This window comes from Limosilactobacillus sp. DJ3M12 (assembly GCF_947381695.1).
GTDB lineage: Bacteria > Bacillota > Bacilli > Lactobacillales > Lactobacillaceae > Limosilactobacillus > Limosilactobacillus kinnaridis.
Genome location: NZ_CANCWY010000014.1, coordinates 24,544 through 42,739, shown reverse-complemented (window position 1 = coordinate 42,739; position 18,196 = coordinate 24,544). Strand labels below are relative to the sequence as shown.

General features: G+C 37.0%; 22 protein-coding genes and 1 riboswitch. Of the genes, 6 read left to right on the top strand and 16 right to left on the bottom strand.

Translation table 11 applies throughout. The features are described 5' to 3' along the window. Nucleotides 1–6 precede the first annotated feature (6 nt). Nucleotides 7–112: riboswitch (TPP riboswitch) on the bottom strand. Nucleotides 113–228: 116 nt separating this feature from the next. Next, the gene (locus QOS06_RS07785; RefSeq protein WP_283595731.1) at nt 229–534 is read left to right on the top strand and encodes a hypothetical protein; all 306 of its coding nucleotides are present in this window, start codon (nt 229–231) and stop codon (nt 532–534) included. Next, nucleotides 535–2,436 (top strand): DUF6933 domain-containing protein, encoded by a 1,902-nt coding sequence (locus QOS06_RS07780; RefSeq protein WP_283595729.1) that lies wholly within the window; start codon nt 535–537, stop codon nt 2,434–2,436. 621 nt (nt 2,437–3,057) lie between these two features. Here QOS06_RS07780 and QOS06_RS07775 read toward each other — a convergent pair. Continuing rightward, the gene (locus QOS06_RS07775) at nt 3,058–3,495 is read right to left on the bottom strand and encodes a hypothetical protein (RefSeq protein WP_003673983.1); all 438 of its coding nucleotides are present in this window, start codon (nt 3,493–3,495) and stop codon (nt 3,058–3,060) included. A gap of 15 nt (nt 3,496–3,510) precedes the next feature. After that, a complete protein-coding gene (locus QOS06_RS07770; RefSeq protein ID WP_003673985.1) occupies nt 3,511–4,470 on the bottom strand; it encodes a hypothetical protein in 960 nt (319 codons plus the stop codon). Between the two features lie 133 nt (nt 4,471–4,603). Here QOS06_RS07770 and QOS06_RS07765 point away from each other — a divergent pair, with 133 nt between their 5' ends. Beyond that, the gene (locus QOS06_RS07765; RefSeq protein ID WP_078009888.1) at nt 4,604–5,623 is read left to right on the top strand and encodes an ABC transporter substrate-binding protein; all 1,020 of its coding nucleotides are present in this window, start codon (nt 4,604–4,606) and stop codon (nt 5,621–5,623) included. Nucleotides 5,624–5,681: 58 nt separating this feature from the next. On the opposite strand, the gene QOS06_RS07760 is transcribed toward QOS06_RS07765, so the two are convergent. The 3 genes from QOS06_RS07760 to QOS06_RS07750 are packed head-to-tail and all read right to left on the bottom strand — an operon-like array spanning nt 5,682 to nt 7,892. After that, complete coding sequence (locus QOS06_RS07760; protein ID WP_079376064.1) at nt 5,682–6,458, bottom strand: ABC transporter ATP-binding protein; 777 nt, start codon at nt 6,456–6,458, stop codon at nt 5,682–5,684. Next, a complete protein-coding gene (locus tag QOS06_RS07755) occupies nt 6,455–7,408 on the bottom strand; it encodes a FecCD family ABC transporter permease (protein WP_283595727.1) in 954 nt (317 codons plus the stop codon). Before QOS06_RS07755 ends, QOS06_RS07760 begins: the two co-directional genes overlap by 4 nt. Before the next feature lie 34 nt (nt 7,409–7,442). Then, the gene (locus tag QOS06_RS07750; RefSeq protein ID WP_283595725.1) at nt 7,443–7,892 is read right to left on the bottom strand and encodes a flavodoxin domain-containing protein; all 450 of its coding nucleotides are present in this window, start codon (nt 7,890–7,892) and stop codon (nt 7,443–7,445) included. 130 nt (nt 7,893–8,022) lie between these two features. Here QOS06_RS07750 and QOS06_RS07745 point away from each other — a divergent pair, with 130 nt between their 5' ends. The 3 genes from QOS06_RS07745 to QOS06_RS07735 are packed head-to-tail and all read left to right on the top strand — an operon-like array spanning nt 8,023 to nt 9,909. Next, nucleotides 8,023–8,424, top strand: coding sequence for a molybdenum cofactor biosynthesis protein MoaE (locus QOS06_RS07745; RefSeq protein ID WP_029507461.1), 402 nt, complete (start codon nt 8,023–8,025; stop codon nt 8,422–8,424). Beyond that, the gene (locus QOS06_RS07740) at nt 8,424–8,669 is read left to right on the top strand and encodes a MoaD/ThiS family protein (RefSeq protein WP_035156407.1); all 246 of its coding nucleotides are present in this window, start codon (nt 8,424–8,426) and stop codon (nt 8,667–8,669) included. The genes QOS06_RS07745 and QOS06_RS07740 overlap by 1 nt, the downstream gene beginning before the upstream one ends. 46 nt (nt 8,670–8,715) lie before the next feature. Further along, nucleotides 8,716–9,909, top strand: a complete 1,194-nt coding sequence (locus tag QOS06_RS07735) for a nitrate/nitrite transporter (protein WP_035156404.1) — start codon at nt 8,716–8,718, stop codon at nt 9,907–9,909. Between the two features lie 59 nt (nt 9,910–9,968). On the opposite strand, the gene QOS06_RS07730 is transcribed toward QOS06_RS07735, so the two are convergent. The 11 genes from QOS06_RS07730 to QOS06_RS07680 all read right to left on the bottom strand — a co-directional run bounded on the left by QOS06_RS07730 (nt 9,969) and on the right by QOS06_RS07680 (nt 18,104). Beyond that, the gene (locus QOS06_RS07730) at nt 9,969–10,877 is read right to left on the bottom strand and encodes a polyprenyl synthetase (RefSeq protein ID WP_085680917.1); all 909 of its coding nucleotides are present in this window, start codon (nt 10,875–10,877) and stop codon (nt 9,969–9,971) included. A 4-nt stretch (nt 10,878–10,881) separates the two neighbouring features. Then, complete coding sequence (locus tag QOS06_RS07725; RefSeq protein ID WP_085680915.1) at nt 10,882–11,850, bottom strand: hypothetical protein; 969 nt, start codon at nt 11,848–11,850, stop codon at nt 10,882–10,884. A 5-nt stretch (nt 11,851–11,855) separates the two neighbouring features. Further along, on the bottom strand, nt 11,856–12,128 hold the full coding sequence (locus QOS06_RS07720; protein WP_063164056.1) for a hypothetical protein: 273 nt from the start codon (nt 12,126–12,128) through the stop codon (nt 11,856–11,858). A 96-nt stretch (nt 12,129–12,224) separates the two neighbouring features. Further along, nucleotides 12,225–12,878 carry a response regulator gene (locus tag QOS06_RS07715; RefSeq protein ID WP_063164057.1) on the bottom strand — a complete coding sequence of 218 codons (654 nt, stop codon included), beginning with the start codon at nt 12,876–12,878 and terminating at the stop codon, nt 12,225–12,227. Further along, nucleotides 12,871–13,929, bottom strand: a complete 1,059-nt coding sequence (locus QOS06_RS07710; protein WP_283595723.1) for a sensor histidine kinase — start codon at nt 13,927–13,929, stop codon at nt 12,871–12,873. Before QOS06_RS07710 ends, QOS06_RS07715 begins: the two co-directional genes overlap by 8 nt. A 141-nt stretch (nt 13,930–14,070) precedes the next feature. Then, nucleotides 14,071–14,355: a hypothetical protein gene (locus QOS06_RS07705; RefSeq protein WP_063164059.1), complete on the bottom strand. Its 285-nt coding sequence runs from the start codon at nt 14,353–14,355 to the stop codon at nt 14,071–14,073. Beyond that, nucleotides 14,345–14,917: an NTP transferase domain-containing protein gene (locus QOS06_RS07700; RefSeq protein WP_085680911.1), complete on the bottom strand. Its 573-nt coding sequence runs from the start codon at nt 14,915–14,917 to the stop codon at nt 14,345–14,347. The genes QOS06_RS07705 and QOS06_RS07700 overlap by 11 nt, the downstream gene beginning before the upstream one ends. Next, nucleotides 14,914–15,405: a molybdopterin-guanine dinucleotide biosynthesis protein B gene (gene mobB / locus QOS06_RS07695; RefSeq protein ID WP_003671870.1), complete on the bottom strand. Its 492-nt coding sequence runs from the start codon at nt 15,403–15,405 to the stop codon at nt 14,914–14,916. Before mobB ends, QOS06_RS07700 begins: the two co-directional genes overlap by 4 nt. Continuing rightward, a complete protein-coding gene (locus tag QOS06_RS07690) occupies nt 15,384–16,601 on the bottom strand; it encodes a molybdopterin molybdotransferase MoeA (protein WP_273780831.1) in 1,218 nt (405 codons plus the stop codon). The genes mobB and QOS06_RS07690 overlap by 22 nt, the downstream gene beginning before the upstream one ends. Further along, entirely contained in the window at nt 16,591–17,088 is a 498-nt protein-coding gene (locus tag QOS06_RS07685; protein ID WP_152697867.1) for a MogA/MoaB family molybdenum cofactor biosynthesis protein, read from the bottom strand. The genes QOS06_RS07690 and QOS06_RS07685 overlap by 11 nt, the downstream gene beginning before the upstream one ends. Next, the gene (locus tag QOS06_RS07680; RefSeq protein ID WP_085680905.1) at nt 17,085–18,104 is read right to left on the bottom strand and encodes a HesA/MoeB/ThiF family protein; all 1,020 of its coding nucleotides are present in this window, start codon (nt 18,102–18,104) and stop codon (nt 17,085–17,087) included. Before QOS06_RS07680 ends, QOS06_RS07685 begins: the two co-directional genes overlap by 4 nt. Nucleotides 18,105–18,196 lie beyond the last annotated feature (92 nt).

The following is an 18,196-nucleotide window of genomic DNA, read 5'->3' as shown; positions in this document are numbered from 1 at the left end:
TGAGTATTAAAGTCCGGTGCATTTTCCTACGCAAGCGTTAACTTACAGGTTCTAGAGTCCATGCATCACTGCATATCTCAGCCCAGCACTATGGGCACCCCTAATGCAATAAATTATCTATTAATAGTATACCGCAAATTATTCTTTATGAATATCAATAAAGATAATTGGCAAAATGGGAATGATAATTGTAAAATGTAATAAATAAAAAAGGTAGGAGAATTTAGAATGGAAGAAGAAATACGTCAGACTACTGATAAAGCTGAAGTTGTCATTATTAATGATGATACTAGTCAAAAATTGACATTTAGCAACGGGGGAGTAGACGGCGAATTTGAGATTATCGTCACAGATAAAAAGCCGATACCAGAGCTCTTCCAACCTGTTGGCATCTTACCAGATGGAAAGTATACAATTAGGGGAAACTATGCTGGTCAAGACTATCGGGAAATTAAATTGAATGGTGCTTATGAAGTCTATGGAAATCCAGAAGATGGAAATGTAATGATTACGGAAAGAGATGGGGGGAACTAAGTGTTTATTAACGTCGAAAAGAAAGCGCAGAAGCTATTTAATACTTATCAAAAAGCAACAAGCAAAGAGCATATGGCAATGGTCTTAGCTAATCCGCTTTTTTCATGGCATGCTACTTACTATACTGCTAAACGTAAAAAGAACTTGATTTTCTTAAATGATGCTACTACGATGGCAATTGTCTTATTTGATGTAGATGCTAAAAATAAACAGACGATTAAAGAACGCTTTGAGAAACAACTAGCAATAATTTGGCAAGAATTAGGGTTGCCTACCGACTCATTGGCAGATTACTTAGCCACAGGTGGGGATTGGCAAATCGGTAAAACGATTCACCCTTTACAAATAAAAACTATAACTAATTTTTATCAAGATGTCATAAAGCCACAAGCCAAAAACTTAGTCAATGAAGTAGACTTAGCAAAATCATTGGTTAAAAAGGTACAACAAAAGGGTAGGATTTATGTTAGTGAAGACGAGACGGTTAGGATAATCGAAATGGCTCAACCGTTTAGCATTAAACACGTAAATTTAGAAGAACTGTACTTAAAAGAAATTACTAATAAGTTAAGAAGATTAAGTCAGGTAGATGGAGAAAAACTTACTGCCGATGGGGTTGATAATGCAATCCAACAAATTCAAGATGCAAATAATCGACTTTTAGACCTTTTCCTGGCTGATGCTAAACATAATTATAGTACTAAAACTATTCGTCGCTATCGAGATAACTTGCAATTTTATCTTAATGAATGGGTTGCTTATCGTTTAAGCACTATTTTTAATCTTGATATTCAGACTAGTGTCGATGAACTAGAATTTCACGGAGTAGGCAAAACAGAACGCACGAATATCAAGGCTTCTTTGCAAAAACTAGCGAAGTACTTGAAAGATCAAGATATCCTTAGTGATAATGAATACGATGACATTCTCGTATATACGCAAAAAGCTCCTGTCGATCTTGGGGAAGAGTACGGAGATGAAGATGATGATCAAGTAATAGAGGATTTTCTCGCTTCATTATTTAGTGAATCAGAGAAGCTTCCAGTAGTATTCGATCCACAAACTGATAAAATGCTGGACGAATATCTTAAATCATTCATTGCTTTGTATGGCCTTATTTCTGCCCAACAAGCTTACCAAATTATTCATTCGCAAAATCCCGCAATTGATAAAGAGCGATTTGATCAATACATTCAAAATAAATTTGACGAAATTACCATGGAATACTGTATCATTGATTTTAAAAAAGAATTTACGAATGTTGACATTGCTCCTGAAATTTTCATCTTTAGTCCACTTCTTATTAAAGATGAAAATAGGCTTCCTTCATTTTATAAACATCAACAGGGAATGATATACTATATTCCAGAAAAAGAAGTCTTAATCGATAGCAACTTTAATCCATTTGCAAACATCAGCAATTATCAACAAGAATTAGAAGAGCTGCTTGCAAACCAATATGGATTATCTGGAGACGATCTTAAAGGCGCGGCTTTCCTATCACTTTATCAATTGAAAATGAGTGATTATGGGCTTAAATTATCAAGTGTAAATGATGCAATCAATAAGGTTGTTGCATTCTTAAACGAGGAGCATGGCCTGAGTGTTAAACAGGACAAAGCTAATGAACCATTGATTAAAATCTTAGCATTAATTGCTACAAATATCCGGCGTCCATGGAACCGGGGATGGTCTAATTATGAATTGTTAAGGACCAAGGATATTGCCAAATTAGTGTCTGAAATGGAAATTAATTTAGAAGAACCTAAACTGTCAAGTGAGATTGTTAGTGGAATTCAAGTGGGAAGCATTAACCGTGATGAGTTGCTTAACTTCCTTGAAAATATTAATTTACCGCCAAAAGTAATCTCGAAGCTGTATAAACAAGCCGAAGAATTATAAAAAAGATGGAGACGCGAGAAAAATTTTTTCTCAACGTCGCCATCTTTTTACTTATGAAGAGATTAAAATCAATTGGATGATAAAAATCTTCAAAATTCATTCTATTTCCATGTTAATTTAGTTAATATCAACGTTTAGGATATAAATAGCTATTAAAATTATGTCATATGCATAAGGCCTACTTAAACTCCTCCCAAAAAGCTGGTTTTATAATAATTTTTCTGCGATGTCGTTCTATCCAGCCCTTTGCTTCAAAATCCCTAAAATAACGGGAGAAATCAGCACTAGTTCCTAAATAACTTGCAGGGAAGTTTTTTAATGGATTTGAAGGTGCTCCATCAAAAATTACTTCGTGAATACTTGTTTTATTTGATTATTTATAATAAAGCTCGTTATTAGGGATTCGAATCATCATATGATTTGAATTTATGGGTGGTTTTTTAGTAAAAGTTCGAATATAGAGAGTTGTATATATGTTTAGAGATTAATATTGCTTTGTGAACATAATTGTCAGCTTAGTAACAAATAGATGATGACACCCCTCACACAAATGTGAAGGGTGTCTTTTAATAATAAGTATATAAAAAATCGGCTCTCTAATAATTATTGATCATATATTGTTTATTGAAAACGTACATTTTCTTCTTTACCAACTTCTTCGTCAAAATAACCTAATCCATTTACTTCGAGTGTTTTTAGATAAGCTACCAATTCAATTGCGGAACCAGGACTTAATTCGTTTACTGCATTCAAACCAAGACCAGTTGGAACAGTTTCGCTCATTGCTGTAATTTGGTTATCATTCTCAATATGAACTTGTGAGCAACTAATTGCCCAACGATTATTGACGTTTGGAGCAAAAATAAAGAAGAGGTTGAAATCGGCTGAAAGATATGCCGGTAAGAACCAGGCAATGTTATCTAATCGTTCTGGGTTGAGGTTACCTTGAAGCGCAAAACGGTTGATATTTTCTTCACAAGGGATTGCTTTGAGCATAAATATGGTATTTTCAAACTCTCTCATCCCTAATTTCATTTCCGGTGTAACTTTGGGTTTCATATCATCTAAAATCTCCTAACTAAAGTTTTCACGGTAGTAGTTATACTTATTTCTTATATCTTGGAGTGGGGCGTCCATCACGTGCATTTTCCCATGGGCATCAAGCTTGAAATTGTTTGCGATTACCTGATTGAACTGCAGGCGGAGACGAGGATATTGGATGAGAATTTTCTCAATGTTAGTTGACATAATATCAAGAGCGGCAAGATATTTTGGGACAAGAATTTTCTTAAATTCGTTAAACGTATCTGCAATCACTTCAGCATAGGCATGGTCAGCATATTTCAGTTCGTTTTCCTCTAATTTATCGTAATACTCCCTGCTTGTCAGGCCACGTTCATTTTTAATGTTGTATTGCTCATCGTATTGGTGGGTAAGATAAGAATCCCAGTCACGATAGCAATAAGTAATCATTTGAATTACTAATTGGCGTCCCTCGTAATTAACGTTTTTCGGAATCATCTTTCCCTGTGGATTTAACAAGTAAGGTCGGATTAGCTGTCGCGTTACAATATCATAAAAGGTTCCTGGCACAAGTTCCTTATCTTGACTATCCTCATATAAATCTCCGGAACCTTCAAGCTTTTTTAGTTTACGGAGACTTTCACGAGTTTGGTTGACAGCATAAATAACATCTTCAATCTCTTGATCAATTATTTCACGTTTACTAATCATTTGTAAGAGGTTTGTATAGAGCCGGATTAAATTATGGAGTTCAGACTGCTGATTAGGGTAGAAACCGTCTTGTTGCTGATATTTTCTAGTTTCCCGTTCCAATTGTTGCTCAATTGCAAGGGCCTGATGCTCAATTTTAACAGGCAAGACTGGTTGCGAAAAGCTATCTTTAGCAAGCTGCTGAACTGCTTCACGGATGATTGGTCTCATTTCACGAAAATCCGGAAAATCAAAGAAATTTTGAAAATCATTAGCAAAGTTTAGGTGTTTATATACTGCTGATTTAAGATTTCGCTTCATAAAATATTCCTCCATTTCTTTGATTTTAATACGAAAAAGAGTAAGAAAATATTAGGGAATTAGATAAAAGCCCTTATTTTATTTGTACTTAACTCGCCTATAATTAAATATAAATAAAATAGAGGAGACTATAATGAAAAAATTATTGAAGCTTTTAGCAATCTTTTTACTGTTTAGTAGTATTATTAGCAGTTCGGCGATGGCTAGTTCAACAAGAACCATAACGGATATGACAGGGGAGAAAATAAAGATCCCAAAGAAAGTTAACCGCGTTGCTGACTTATGGCATGCTAATAATCAGGTTGTGCTGTTATTAGGAGGACAAAATAAGCTAGTTGCCACTACTCCTCTTGTTAAGAAACAACATTGGTTCACAATGGTAGATCCAAAAATTGCTAAAGTTGCTGCGCCATTAGCAGGCAATCAAATTCAAGTTGAAGAATTAGTAAAAATAAAACCGGACGTTGTAATTGCTTCCGATCAAGCTCAAATAAAGGAATCCCGTCAAGCAAAATTACCAACAGTTAACGCAATGTATACTGATTTTGCTGGGTTAAAGAAGTCGGTTACATTAACTGCAGAAATTTTAGGGGGAAATTCTCCAAAGATTGCTCGGCAATACAATAAAGAATTAACAAACAACATTAATCTTGTTAAGCAGCATTTGAAGAGCCGAAAATCAACGCCAACGGTTCTTCATATTGTTAATGCAACAGATCTTACCAAGGTTGACGGACAAAAAACAATTGTTAACGAATGGATTAAACTAGCAGGTGGAAAGAATGCTATTTCTAAAAAGGGAAATCAAATTTCAGTTACGCCTGAAGAATTGATTAAAGCGAATCCAGATGTAATTATCGTTGGTAGTACATCTACTGCCCAAGCGCGAAAAGCGTTACGTGCTAACAGTCAGCTAAGTCAATTGAAGGCTGTACGCGAAAACAAAGTATACGGAAATCCTCAAGGGACCTTCCCATGGGATCGTTATAGTGCAGAAGAAGCACTTCAAGTCTTATGGGCAGCTAAGACTCTTCATCCCCAAGAAATGAAGAATATTAACATGGTCTCTGAAGTTCAAAAATTTTATCAAAAATACTACCACTACAATTTAACAGTTAAACAAGCAAAGCAAATTTTAGCTGGTGAAAATTAGCATAAAAAACATCCCCTAAACTGGATATTAATTATCCAAAGCAAGGGGATGTTTTTAATTAGAGCTTAATTTGACAAGTATATCGTTGAAGATCAGGTAGATAAGTAAGAGTTAGTGGAACATGATAGATCCTTTCTAGCTGTTTAGTTGACATTAACTCTTCACATGATCCAGTAATCATGGAACCTTTTGAATCAAGAAGACCGATTGTAGTCGGTAGCATTAAAGCATGGTCTGGAAGGTGAGTAGTAAGAATAATGGTGATTTTTTGCTGGGCTAAGTCTTGAATTAGTTTTAATATTTCGTACTGTCGACTTAAATCAAGGGCAGCCATAGGTTCATCGAGAATTAACAAGCGCGGTTCTTGAAGTAGGGCTCGAATAATCGTAATTAGTTGCTGTTGACCACCGCTTAATGAGATAAAGGGGTGATCACGAAAAGGTGAAAGATGAAAACGTTGTAAATAGGTTTCAGCAAGTTGAACGTCTTTCTGATGCGGAGTTTGGAGAAAAGAAAGGTAAGGTGCACGACCAGTTAATAAATAATCAAGTACTGTGAGATTGGAATTAGTATGATAATCCTGAGGAACATAGGCAACTTGTTGTGCAAGCGTTTTGTGCTTCAAATTTCCAAGCTCTTTTCCGTTAACTATTACGGTTCCTTCATTTGGTGTCAAAAGTCCGACTAAACAGTGGAGAAGAGTTGATTTTCCGACACCGTTAGGGCCAAGGATAGTAAATACCTCTCCAGCTTCGAGACTAAAGTTAACGTTGTGAAAGACCGGATGTGTTTTTGAATAGGCAAAACTAAGGTTATTAACTTCGAGGACTTTCAATTTAATTGCACCTTCTTCTTAATTAGAATATAAACAAATAAGGGTGCGCCGATGAAGCCAGTTAGGATACTTAACGGGATTTCCCCTGCCGATAGGGATCGAGCCATTGTATCGACAATTAACAAAAATAGCGCACCAATAACTGCTGCAAGGGGAAGTGTTTCTTTTGTATTATCCCCAACTAAAAGTCGAGCAATATGCGGAATTACAAGTCCAATCCAACCAATATTTCCGCTAAGATAAACTGTTGCAGCGGTTAAAAACGTGCTGGCGGTAATTATCAGTAGTTGTTCCATATCCACATTAATTCCTTCTAGACGCGCTTGTTGGTTGCCAAGTGAAAGAATTGTCATATGCCAGCGAAGGACAAATAGAATTATTGTACCTACAAGCAAAAAGGGAAGGACAGCGATAATATTTGAAAAATCAACTTTTGCTAAACTGCCTAGTTGCCAGTAGACAATACTTTGTAATTGTGAATCCGGATCAGCAATGTACTTTAGTAATCCAACTAATGCCTGCATAAAACCAGAAATCACAATTCCGGCTAATACTAGAATTAAGGTTCCGCGCTGATGAAGGATTTGGGCAATCAATAAAGTTAAACTGACCGCAATAATTCCACCAACAAAAGCAAAAAGCTGAGTAAGTCCAATGCCATAGCCTAAGAGAATTGCACTAGCAGCCCCGGCGGCCGAACCATACGACACTCCTAAAATATCAGGCGAGACCAAAGGATTATGAAAAACACTCTGGAAAGAACAACCAGCCATTGCTAGACCAGCACCAATTAACAGCGCACCGATGATTCTAGGAAGACGAAGGCTAAAAATAATGTTTGATGCGGCTGGATTGCTTTGGGGATGAAGTAGCGTTTGAAAGATTATGATTGGTGAATAATAGATCCGCCCACAAGAAAGAGCGAGAACGATTGTAACAATAACCAACAAAATTGCAGTAAAAAGTGTTAGATGATAATGATGCTTAGTAATTAGAATCTCTTCCTTTTCTTAAGAAATTAGTGATTTCATCAGTAACTGTTTGCTGAGCGGTTGGCAGGTCTTCATAGTCGATTTTTAATGAAGACGCTAATGGTGAAGCACCATGTTGACGCAATTGGTAATTAAAAATATTTACTGCGTTAGCAAATTTTGCTGGACCAAAATTTTTATCTCCTACACCTGCAATATAATAAACCAGCCTCGGGACAGAAAACTGACAAAGATAATTATAGAACTTTTCTTCAGAGGCTGTGAGTTGTCCTTCGCCATAAGTACAGGGACAAAGGATAAGCAAGTCAATACTATCAAATTTTACTTGTAAGGCCTCCTTAAAAGAAAGAAAAATGGCAGACGGAAGGATAGTTTGGTGAATAAAGTTTCCTAATTCGAAGTTATGACCGTAGAGTGTATCGTAGAGAATTAAAGTATTCATTGATTAATCGTCCTTTCATTCAGGTGCTAGTATAACAAGTCTCTTAAAATCCTATTATTAGGGATTTGACTAATTCTAAAGGGCCATTATCGTGTGTAATAATAAGCATGATAAAGGCGGGTGATTATTGTTGCATTATTTACGAATAAGCGATGAGCCCATCGATGTAAGTGAGATGTATAAACAGCTCGTTGCTCCAGAATACGGAGGAATTGATATGTTTGTCGGCACTGTTCGTCAATGGACTGGCGAGATCGAGACTACTAAGATTGAGTATTCAGCTTATCATCCCATGGCGGAAAAACAATTAGAAAAAATTGCAGCACCGATTGAAGAACAAGGAGGACGCGTTGTTGTCGCTCACCGGACTGGCGAATTGACGCTTACTGATATCGCGGTATTTGTAGGTGTGGCGGCTCCACATCGTGCAGAAGCATTCAAATGGTGCCAACATGTGATTGATACACTTAAGCATGAAGTACCAATCTGGAAAAAGGAATATGATACAGATAAGGTAAGGTGGGGAAACTAATGGAAATTAACGTTAAATTATTTGCGTTTTTACAAGATCAGTTAGGACCATCTATTACTCTTGATGTTGCTAATCCTATTCGAGTAGATGACCTTCTTAAGCAAATTAGCCAGCGGGCACCACAACTGACGTCAACTTTAGCAAATTCGCGGATAGCAATTAATCAAGAATTTGTTAACGCAGATATAATTACCTTAGAGGCCGATGATGAAATCGCAATCATTCCGCCGGTTAGTGGTGGCTAGATTACTCTAGAAGATAGTTAGAATTACATAGGAGGAGGACTTGATTATGTCAAGTGTTAAAGATGTTGCTCATGGGAGTAGGCGAAATGCTTATACTGCATTGATCCTCTCCACGCTTGCAATGATTGTTTGTTTTATGTCGTGGTCTAACTTTGCGCCACTTGCATCCCAAATTGCTGAGATGTTCAATTTGGATGTATCGCAGCGAACGTTGTTATTAGCGACACCAGTCCTTTTGGGATCAATTATGCGAATTCCAGTAGGGATCTTAAGTGATCGTTACGGCGGGAAAAAGGTTTATTTGATCTTAATGGCCTTTATTTTGATTCCACTAATTATGATTCCGCATGTTCATTCATTTGGAATGTTGCTCTTTGCCGCATTGCTTGTTGGGATGTCAGGAACATCATTCGCCGTTGGGGTTTCTTATGCTTCAGTTTGGTTTCCGCCAGAACAGCAAGGACTAGCCCTGGGAATCGTTTCAATGGGGAATATGGGGAATGCTGTGGCTGCCATGACTTTACCTTATATTTCCAAGGCAGCGGGATTTGATAGTGTTTACTACTTTTTGATTATTCTTACAGTGATCTTTGGTGTTCTTTTCGCAGTTTTTTGTAAAGAAATGCCAGTTGATAAAAGTAAAACGATTAAAGGCGCATTGTCTGTTGCCGCGGACAGTGGAACATGGTATCTATCACTGTTCTATTTCCTTACATTCGGTTTATTCGTTGCCTTTACAAATTTAACGCCGACATTCTTAACTGGGATGTTCCATTATACTCCTGTTACAGCAGGTCTTTATTCAGCCTTATTTGCCTTTGTATGTACGTTAGTTCGGCCATTTGGTGGTTACCTTGCCGATAGGAAACGACCGATGGCATTATTACAATGGGTCTTTGTAGCAATCGTTATTTTTGCTATTTGGATTATGCTTAGTTTTCACAATCAATTCATGTTTATCGCAGGGATTGTTTTGGTTGGTCTTTCTGCAGGGATTGGTAACGGGGTTGTCTTCAAAATGGTTCCATATGTATCCCAAGGTAATACGGGAGCGGTTACTGGTTTCGTTGGAGCAGTTGGTGGCTTAGGAGGTTTCTTTCCACCACTAATTATTGGTTATATTTACCAATGGACAGGCAGTTATGAGCTTGGAATTGCACTCTTAGCGTTAACCGGTGTAATTTGCTGGTTTGCTCTATGGAAACATTACATTCATGGTGATGTTCACATCGTTAAATAATACATTGAAAAAATGGAGATGAGGGTAATTTTTCCCTAATCTCCATTTTTAGTTTTAAATTATTCTTTTTTTAATTTTTCAACTAATCGAAACAATTCATCCTGAGTTTGGCCAGCTGGCAACACTTTAATATCAAGGATTAGCTGGGAGAAGATATCATCAATTAGTTGCTTGACATCATCAATTCGTTCAAGTGCTAATTGATGGGCTTGCTTAAACATCGCTTGTGAAGGACGATGATCTGAAGCGAAGAAATCACTAAACCATTGTGGATTCTGTTGGCGCGCGAATAAAAGTGCCAGGGGATACTGACCACTCGTTATCATCTTTACAAATGAGTCGGGATCATTACTGAGTTGTTGAAACTCATGTGTAATATAACTAGCAGTACCAAAGGCTTGACCAATCTGTCCTGCAAGTGAAACAATTTCCCTTTTTGCTCCGCTAAGGACGGCACTTTGTTTTGCAGTCATTGTTCCAAGTAATCCCCATCGTGCTTTAACATCTGCTAAATAGTCAGCTACCTTAAATTGCTGATTATAGTTAAACTGTAGCCGTCGAATCTGTGCAAGCATCACATCTCCAGCGTCAGTTGTCAACTCCTCAATTATTTGTGGAGGATTACCTACAGTACTTAGTGAACGGACAAAGCGATTCATTAAGTAGCTCGCAACATATGAATAAGCTTTTTGACTAGCGAATTCCCCAGGAGTTAGGTTATTTGGCTGAAAAGAAGGAGGATTCAAATGAGTTGCTAATGCCAATAGTTCTGGTAGTTGAGCAGCTGTAATTTGATCAATTGTGAGATCTTTTTCGTTGAAATAACTAAAAGCCTCAAAAAGCGACAACCTTAGCCGCCGTTCTTCTTCACCAGTACTCAAGTTAATCATTTCGCGAACCATTGGTGGATATTGATAAATAACGGTTGTTAATGCATCTACCAACCGTTCATCTGGCGTTAAATTCACAGTATCAGTCCTTAAATTTATTTACTTCAGCAATTATTTGTTCAGCAACGGGGATGAAGATATCACTGAAATACTCATTAAAATCAACATTTTTTACTTGCTTCTCAGTAAATTCTTGTGCACGGTGAAAAGCATCATTACGCATATTAACGATAAGAGCTTCTCGTTGATGTTTAAGTCGCTTATGTAGCTTCTCGTTGTCATTGCTCATGTAGAAATAGTAATAAATTTCGTAGAAGGTATTATCAAGAACCCAAAAGAGGGTGCTCCGTCGAATATTATCGCTTATCATTTCAGTAAAGGAATTTTTACCAAGAAGCTCATGGTTAGCAAAGGCTCCCGCAGATAATACGATTGCTTGAACTTCATGCATATCAGCCATATAGTGGCAGAATTGATTAATTTCATTTTCTGGAACACTAAATCCCAGCTTTTCTTTTCGTTCCGCCTCAGTCATCTTAGAAAAAGTGATCTGATACTCTTGCATCACATTCTGATTATCTGCAATCAAATCCTTTTCGATAATCGTTAGTAAAGCAAAATTATCTTGCATAAATTCCTTAACAGTTTGCCATATTTTTTCAATTTGTTCATTAAAGTTTGTGAAAAGATCTTGAACGGTGCCTATTCTTTTTTTAACCACTTCTTTTTTCTCTACATGAGGGGCATATTGAATTAGAAGAGGAATATCATCGTTATGTTCATCTAAACCATGCTTAGATCGTTGCTCATTTTCATAATTTTTAAGTTCATCAAGATCAACAAGGCCGAGGGGCATTACATTAATTTCACCATTTGTAAGCATGATTTGTAAGGCAAACGGGGTGGTTGTTTCTTGATTCTCGACTAATGATTTTAAGGCATCAAATAATTTTCTACGATTTGCAAGTTCATTATCTGGATCTGCGTAAAAGCCTGCAGTATAGATCGATTTATTTTCGTAATCTCGTTTTAGCTTATCTTGAATATCCATCTTAATTAATTCTCCTTTGTTGATTGAGCAAGAAGTTGTGCAAGCTTATTACGGCCGCGATCAGTTAAAGCAGCATCTTTTAAATTTATCTCTGCTAATGTTGAACTAAATGATGCGTCGATAACTGCTCCAGAAATATATTGTTTTTCAACTGCGTATTTAGTTGTTAAAAATAAGTTAGAAATCGGATTAACTTGTCGACTATTAGTAAAACGTTTGCGAGCAATATCACTAAGAATTCCTCGTAATTCATCATCTCGACTGAGGTTTGTCGCCATTAGGAATCCACTCCTTTAATCGTATTTTCTTTATTGTAGAAAAACATCGACGTAAATAAAATCGGGGATTCTTCCTAATTAAGAATCCCCGCCTAGTTAAAGGTCAATTAAATGGTGATGAATAGCATATTGTACTAGTTCAACCCGTCCATGTAAGTGAAGTTTGCGTGAAATATTTGCTTTATGGGCTTCCACTGTCTTTGTTGAAATAAACATCTTTTGTGAGATCTCTTTATTTGAATACCCTAAAGCAATAAGTGGAAAGACTTCTTTCTCCCTTTTTGAAAGACTATTATAGCCCTTTAATTTTAAGGTATTACCAGATGCATTTATTTCTCTAATATCTGTCTTACTAACAATGATATTTGCATCAAGATATTTCTCGCCATTTATAACATGTTTTAGGGCATTAACAATTTCGCTATCTGGTGAACTTTTCAAAATATAAGACATTGCGCCATTTGCCATTGCCTTGTTGATATATTCCTGTTCTTCATGCATCGAGAGAATGATAATTTTAACTTTGGGAAACTTATCATGGATTCGACGAGTAGTAATTAGGCCATTTTCGCCAGGGGGCATACTTAAATCCATAATTAAGATATCAATTCCGCCTTGTTCAACTCGAATATATGTATCAGTTCCACTCGCTGTCCCATCAACCACCGTAAAATTCGGTTGAAGATCGACTAAGTATGAAATTCCTGAGCGAACAATTGCGTGGTCGTCTGCAACTAAAACGTTATACATTTGTTCTCACCATATCCTTATTTAAAGCATTATTATAGGGAAACTTTACCTTGACTGTCGTTCCCTTATTAATTTTTGATGTAATTGTAAAGGCTCCGTTATATGCCTTAACGCGTTCATTCATATTCATTAATCCAAGTGAATGCCCATTAAATCCACTATGCTGATCAATATCAAATCCAATTCCATTATCAAGAATCTCTAACTGAAGGTAACTATTGTGATCCGTAACAATAATACTTATTTCTGTTGAATGAGCATGTTTAATTGCGTTATTAATTGCCTCTTGTGTAATGCGGTAAAGAACGTTTTGAATGTTTTTTTGTAATTTTTCAGCAGAGGTAAGGGCTATAACATCAATTGTGATTCCTGTACTATTTTGAAGACGTTTCGCCAAAGCTTTGATTGCCGGAATTAAGCCAAAATTGTCAAGAACTGAGGGGCGAATATCAAGTACGAGCCCTTTAATCTCTTTAAGGGTCGTTTGTAATTGCTTTTCGATTGCAGCACTCATTGATTGAAATTGCTCAGTATTTCTTTGCTTTTGCACCGTTGCTAATCTTTGAATGCCCATTATTGCGGCGTAGATTCCCTGTGCAACACTATCGTGAAGATCTTGTGAGATTTTTTGCCGTTCCTTTTCGTGTGCTTCATTTACGTATTGATTGAGAATTCGGTGCTCTTCAATCTGCGAAAGGCGTTGCTGTTGCTCACGATTTTCAAGAGTCAGGGCAAAGACACTTTCTTTATCGTCAAGAGGACGATAAACCATTGAAAAATGAAAAGGATGAGTAGCGTTGGAGTGAAACGTTATCGGAACGGTAGCTCCCGTTAACCGCTTTTTAATCAAGCATGAAGCACAATCATCATTTTCTAGTTGTGACCAAGCGTTTTTACCAATTTGCAGTAGGTAATTAACATCTAAATTAAGCATAGTTACTAACCGCTGAGCCGGCTCATTACTAACTAAAAGATCATCATTTTTAAATAAGAAGATTGCATCTGGTGATTGATTAAAATATTTTTGTATCCAATTAGCAGTTTCAAGCACGATCTGCTTCCTCCCCAATTAATTGTCTTTATAATATTCCTATTTTATATAATAACGCTTTCTCGAGTTAGAAGCAACGCTGGCCCACTTAAAAGGCAGGGCTAAGAAAAGCTCTGCTTCTTTAGCCCTGCCGTCTGAGTTTTAAGGATGTCGTGGTAATCCCATCGATGGTCCCTGAAAATACTTAGTTGCACTAAAATCAAATTTCGGATCCTGAAATTCGCGGTAATGATCAAAATCAGCTTGAATCTGTTGAATTTGGTCGTCCAGTTGTTCTAACTCCGCATCTTTTTCCAGCGAACTCATTTGTTGGCTTACTTCTTGTTCCCGATTTTCTAGCATTGTTCGTCTAATTGTTAAGTCATTTAAAACAAGGGAAATGAGCTTTTGAAAATCAGGATTTGTCATTGAATCTTTACTTTTCATTTAAATCGACCTCACGATAGTTTAAATTTGAAAATTCGGCACTTGAGCGATATGCAAGGGGATGACACCCGCATTTATTAGTGATGAAACTACGTAATCGCCAGTCACTATTATTATCAACCCATGTAGTAACCTGTTCATTGCTAACTGAAAAATGAGCTAATGAATAATGACTATGCTGACTTGTTACAATATAAGAGTTGGATGTACGAGCAAGAATGGCAAGTACATCTTTTGTGATATATGGATAATCAACAGCCAAAGTTAAATAGTCTTGAACAACGGAAAATTGACTAGTACAAGCAATAATTGCTGAAAGGGGACCATGATGATCATAAGGGGAAATATCACAGATAATCTGCACAGCCGGTTCTTGACCAACCAACTTTAATATATGCGCTCGATTTATTTCATTAGCACAAACAACGATTTGCTGACAAAAGGGTGTTAATTTCTCGACTGCTAGCTCTATATTGGTAGCTGGTAATCCTGGAACATGATAAGTAGCTTTATCTTTCCCAAAACGGGTAGATTTACCACCAGCATATACTAATCCAATCATCCTGCATCCCCCTTTACTTGTTTTAAGTAGTCATAGCACCAATTTACAATTGCATCTTTTCCTAATAAGTCAGCGGTTGTTCCATTAAAGATACTACCTATTTTAAGAGGGGGAGTATGAGCAACATTGGTAGGATCTTCGCCAGGCTTTAATAATAAAATTTGCGGATATTGAGTGGCTTCCTTATGACCTTCAATCAAGACAAAATCATTATCGGTACTTAATAATTCAACCATTTCCGTTAAAGATGGAACATTACTTTTTTGATGAAAGAAAAATTCAGTCGCAGATTGTAAAATAACCTGTTTAGCTCCAGCACTACTCATTCTAGCACTGTCAGTAGTTGGCACATCCATTGCGGCATTATGGGCATCATGTTTAAGAGCAGCTACTCGATACCCTTCTTTTGAGAGCCTTTCGATTAAAGTCGTAGTGATAAGAGTCTTGCCGCTTTTTTTATGACCGATTATTTGAAGGGTAATAGCCATGCGTCTGTCTCCGTTCCGACCTTCATTGGAGTAGTACTATGCGGAATCAGTGCTAAACAGGTTGTCGTCTGGAGGTTAGCTAATGAGCCAGATCTGTTGATTCCATTTGGATAAACATAAAATTGATTATCTTTGAATTCATAAGTACAACGAAGATACCGATCAAAGCCGTTAGTTTTATTATATGGGGCCGCTAATATTGCCCGTACTCGCTTAATTCGGCTTGCTTGGTGTTGATAGCGTCGAATCAGCGATTCCATGTAGAGATAAAAGCCAGTAAAACAAGCGCCTGGATTTCCAGAAAGAGCCATTACTAACGTATTATTTTGAACAAAGGCAGTCGTAACGCTTCCTGGTCGTTGCTTAATCTTATTAAACAGCAGTTCATCAGCTTTACGTGCTTCATCTCCAATGAAATCAAAATCACCGACAGAAACGCCACCATCAGTAATTACAATTTCATGAGTTGCTATTTGTTCTTCAAGAGTCTGCTTGATAAGATCAGCATCATCTGGTAATTGGGTTTCAAAATCAACAATCCCACCAGTTTCTTCTACCAGATTTTTTAACATAATGCCATTACTATTAAAGATCTTTCCCGGTTCAATCGTGGCATTAGGTCCTAATAATTCAGTTCCAGTGGCGATAATTGCAATCCTTGGTTTTTTATAAACTGTTACTTCTTGAACACCAAAAGCCGTTAAAACTGCTAGGCCACCGGGATTTATTTCCTGGTCTTTTGCTAAAACGATATCACCACTTTTTACATCAGTACCAGCTTCCGTAATGTTAGTCTTGCTTTCAGTCGTAATAATTTGAACCTTATTTTCATCTTTAGCGGGCCGCGTTTTTTCAATTCGAATTACTTTTCCTACATCAAAAGGGACATATGCACCAGTCATAATTCGGACCGCATCCCCTGATTGTAATGGTTGATCCCAAGTTGCTCCAGCTTGAATCTCTCCTCGGACGTTAAATTCGCGAGGGAAGTCATGATCATCGCTGGCTAAAATGGCATAACCATCCATTCCAGCCCGTCGAAAATGAGGATAATCATAATTGGCATGAACATCTTTAGCTAAAACACGGTGGTCAGCTTCTGATAACGGGATTGTCTCTGTAGCTGTTTTAAGGGGAATTTCGTTAATCTTTTTCTGTGCCTCGGCAACAGAGATTGGAATTCTTCTAGTGAGCATGGTGATGAACTTCCTTTCGTTGAGAACTGCTTTCAAATAATAAATGTTCATATTCTGGCAAAATTAGTTTGTTTAGAGCCGTTTGACAGGCATTGTGGGAACCAGGTAAACAATAGGTAAGCTGATTGCGGAAATTAAATCCGGCTAGGGCTTGTGATGCAAGCGCACGAGTACCAATTTCATCAAAAGATATCTGGCGAAACGCTTCCCCAAAACCCGGAATTAGACGTTTGAGGAGTGGACGGATAGCCGGAATAGTAACATCACGCTGAGCAATTCCTGTTCCACCATTAGTAATGATGATATCAAGAGCTTGTTGTTCTAGTTGAAGGTAGGCAGTTTGAATATTTACAATATCATCATTAACGATTACCCGATCAACTACTGATAAGCCCGCGTTAGCCATCTTCATAGCAATTAATTTTCCAGAAGTATCGCTATCTAATGTTCGGCTATCGCTAACCGTTAAAATTGCGATTTTTTTCATAATAGGTCTTCTTTCATCAAAATATTTAACGACTTAAACTGTTTCTGGGCAATCGCCGAAGTAGGTAAGTCATACATAACAATCTTACCATTCTTGAATATACTTACTGGACGATTTTCCCATTTAAAATGAAGAAACAATCGATTTGCGTTAATTAAGAGCTCTTTTTTAGCCAAAAATTCTTTAAGTCTGCCAAAATTAATAGGTTTCTCTTTGATCGTATAATATGCATTTTCCCCACATAACATATGTAATTCTGGTGCTGATTCTTCTTCTAAAGAAATACTGCTTGGCTTAGCACAGGCGGGACAATGGTAATTTTTATTAATAGCAAACTTACTAAATTGCATTGACCAATTGTCAACCGCGATCAATTCATTAAAATTAACTTGTGTTTTGTCAACCAGATAATGAAGCGCTAAAGATACCTGTAGTCCCGCCACAATCGGGATTAAAGCAGTATTAACCCCAATTAAATCACAATCGTTTTGTTTTAATTCATTAATATTAGGAAAAAGACAGTTCAAGCAGGGATGATTTTGTGGCGAAATCGCCATTACGTTCCCATAGGTTCCTGCACAGCTGGCAAACAGATAATCAAAGTTTTTGATGATTGCTAATTTGTTTAATAGATCCCGTGCTTGATAATTATCAAGACAGTCTAAACAAAGGGTAAACTGATATTCGTCAATAAGGTCAGCAGTAATCGGCGCTGGGATCGCAGTAATTTGACATACTGAATTAATTTTATGTAAATGTTCTTTAGCTGCTTCTACCTTAAGCCGTTGTTGGCTAGCATCTTCTTCGGTGAAAAGCGATTGACGTTGAAGATTAGTTACGTCAACAGTGTCAGGATCAATCAAGATAAGTCTTTTAACTCCAGCACGGACAAGTTGCTCGGCTGTATAACTTCCCAATGCCCCTACACCGACAATCATAATAGTTGCATGGCTAATTTTTTGCTGACCAATACTACCAATTTGATGTACCCTTTCTTGACGATCATAACGATTCATGGATATTAGCACCTCATTTAGTTCAAAATATAGGTATTTCCCTAGTCGTAGTATAGCAGTTATGGTGCTAATCTTTACATTAGGGAAAAGAC

What these genes read in the sequence shown, in the direction of transcription:
- QOS06_RS07765 (WP_078009888.1), top strand. Translation starts at nt 4,604, where the DNA reads ATGAAAAAATTATTGAAGCTTTTAGCAATCTTTTTACTGTTTAGTAGT.
- QOS06_RS07740 (WP_035156407.1), top strand. Translation starts at nt 8,424, where the DNA reads ATGGAAATTAACGTTAAATTATTTGCGTTTTTACAAGATCAGTTAGGA.
- QOS06_RS07770 (WP_003673985.1), bottom strand. Translation starts at nt 4,470, where the DNA reads ATGAAGCGAAATCTTAAATCAGCAGTATATAAACACCTAAACTTTGCT.
- QOS06_RS07685 (WP_152697867.1), bottom strand. Translation starts at nt 17,088, where the DNA reads ATGAAAAAAATCGCAATTTTAACGGTTAGCGATAGCCGAACATTAGAT.
- QOS06_RS07680 (WP_085680905.1), bottom strand. Translation starts at nt 18,104, where the DNA reads ATGAATCGTTATGATCGTCAAGAAAGGGTACATCAAATTGGTAGTATT.
- QOS06_RS07735 (WP_035156404.1), top strand. Translation starts at nt 8,716, where the DNA reads ATGTCAAGTGTTAAAGATGTTGCTCATGGGAGTAGGCGAAATGCTTAT.
- QOS06_RS07750 (WP_283595725.1), bottom strand. Translation starts at nt 7,892, where the DNA reads ATGAATACTTTAATTCTCTACGATACACTCTACGGTCATAACTTCGAA.
- QOS06_RS07700 (WP_085680911.1), bottom strand. Translation starts at nt 14,917, where the DNA reads ATGATTGGATTAGTATATGCTGGTGGTAAATCTACCCGTTTTGGGAAA.
- QOS06_RS07720 (WP_063164056.1), bottom strand. Translation starts at nt 12,128, where the DNA reads ATGGCGACAAACCTCAGTCGAGATGATGAATTACGAGGAATTCTTAGT.
- QOS06_RS07705 (WP_063164059.1), bottom strand. Translation starts at nt 14,355, where the DNA reads ATGAAAAGTAAAGATTCAATGACAAATCCTGATTTTCAAAAGCTCATT.
- QOS06_RS07715 (WP_063164057.1), bottom strand. Translation starts at nt 12,878, where the DNA reads ATGTATAACGTTTTAGTTGCAGACGACCACGCAATTGTTCGCTCAGGA.
- QOS06_RS07775 (WP_003673983.1), bottom strand. Translation starts at nt 3,495, where the DNA reads ATGAAACCCAAAGTTACACCGGAAATGAAATTAGGGATGAGAGAGTTT.
- QOS06_RS07725 (WP_085680915.1), bottom strand. Translation starts at nt 11,850, where the DNA reads ATGGATATTCAAGATAAGCTAAAACGAGATTACGAAAATAAATCGATC.
- QOS06_RS07690 (WP_273780831.1), bottom strand. Translation starts at nt 16,601, where the DNA reads ATGCTCACTAGAAGAATTCCAATCTCTGTTGCCGAGGCACAGAAAAAG.
- mobB (WP_003671870.1), bottom strand. Translation starts at nt 15,405, where the DNA reads ATGGCTATTACCCTTCAAATAATCGGTCATAAAAAAAGCGGCAAGACT.
- QOS06_RS07785 (WP_283595731.1), top strand. Translation starts at nt 229, where the DNA reads ATGGAAGAAGAAATACGTCAGACTACTGATAAAGCTGAAGTTGTCATT.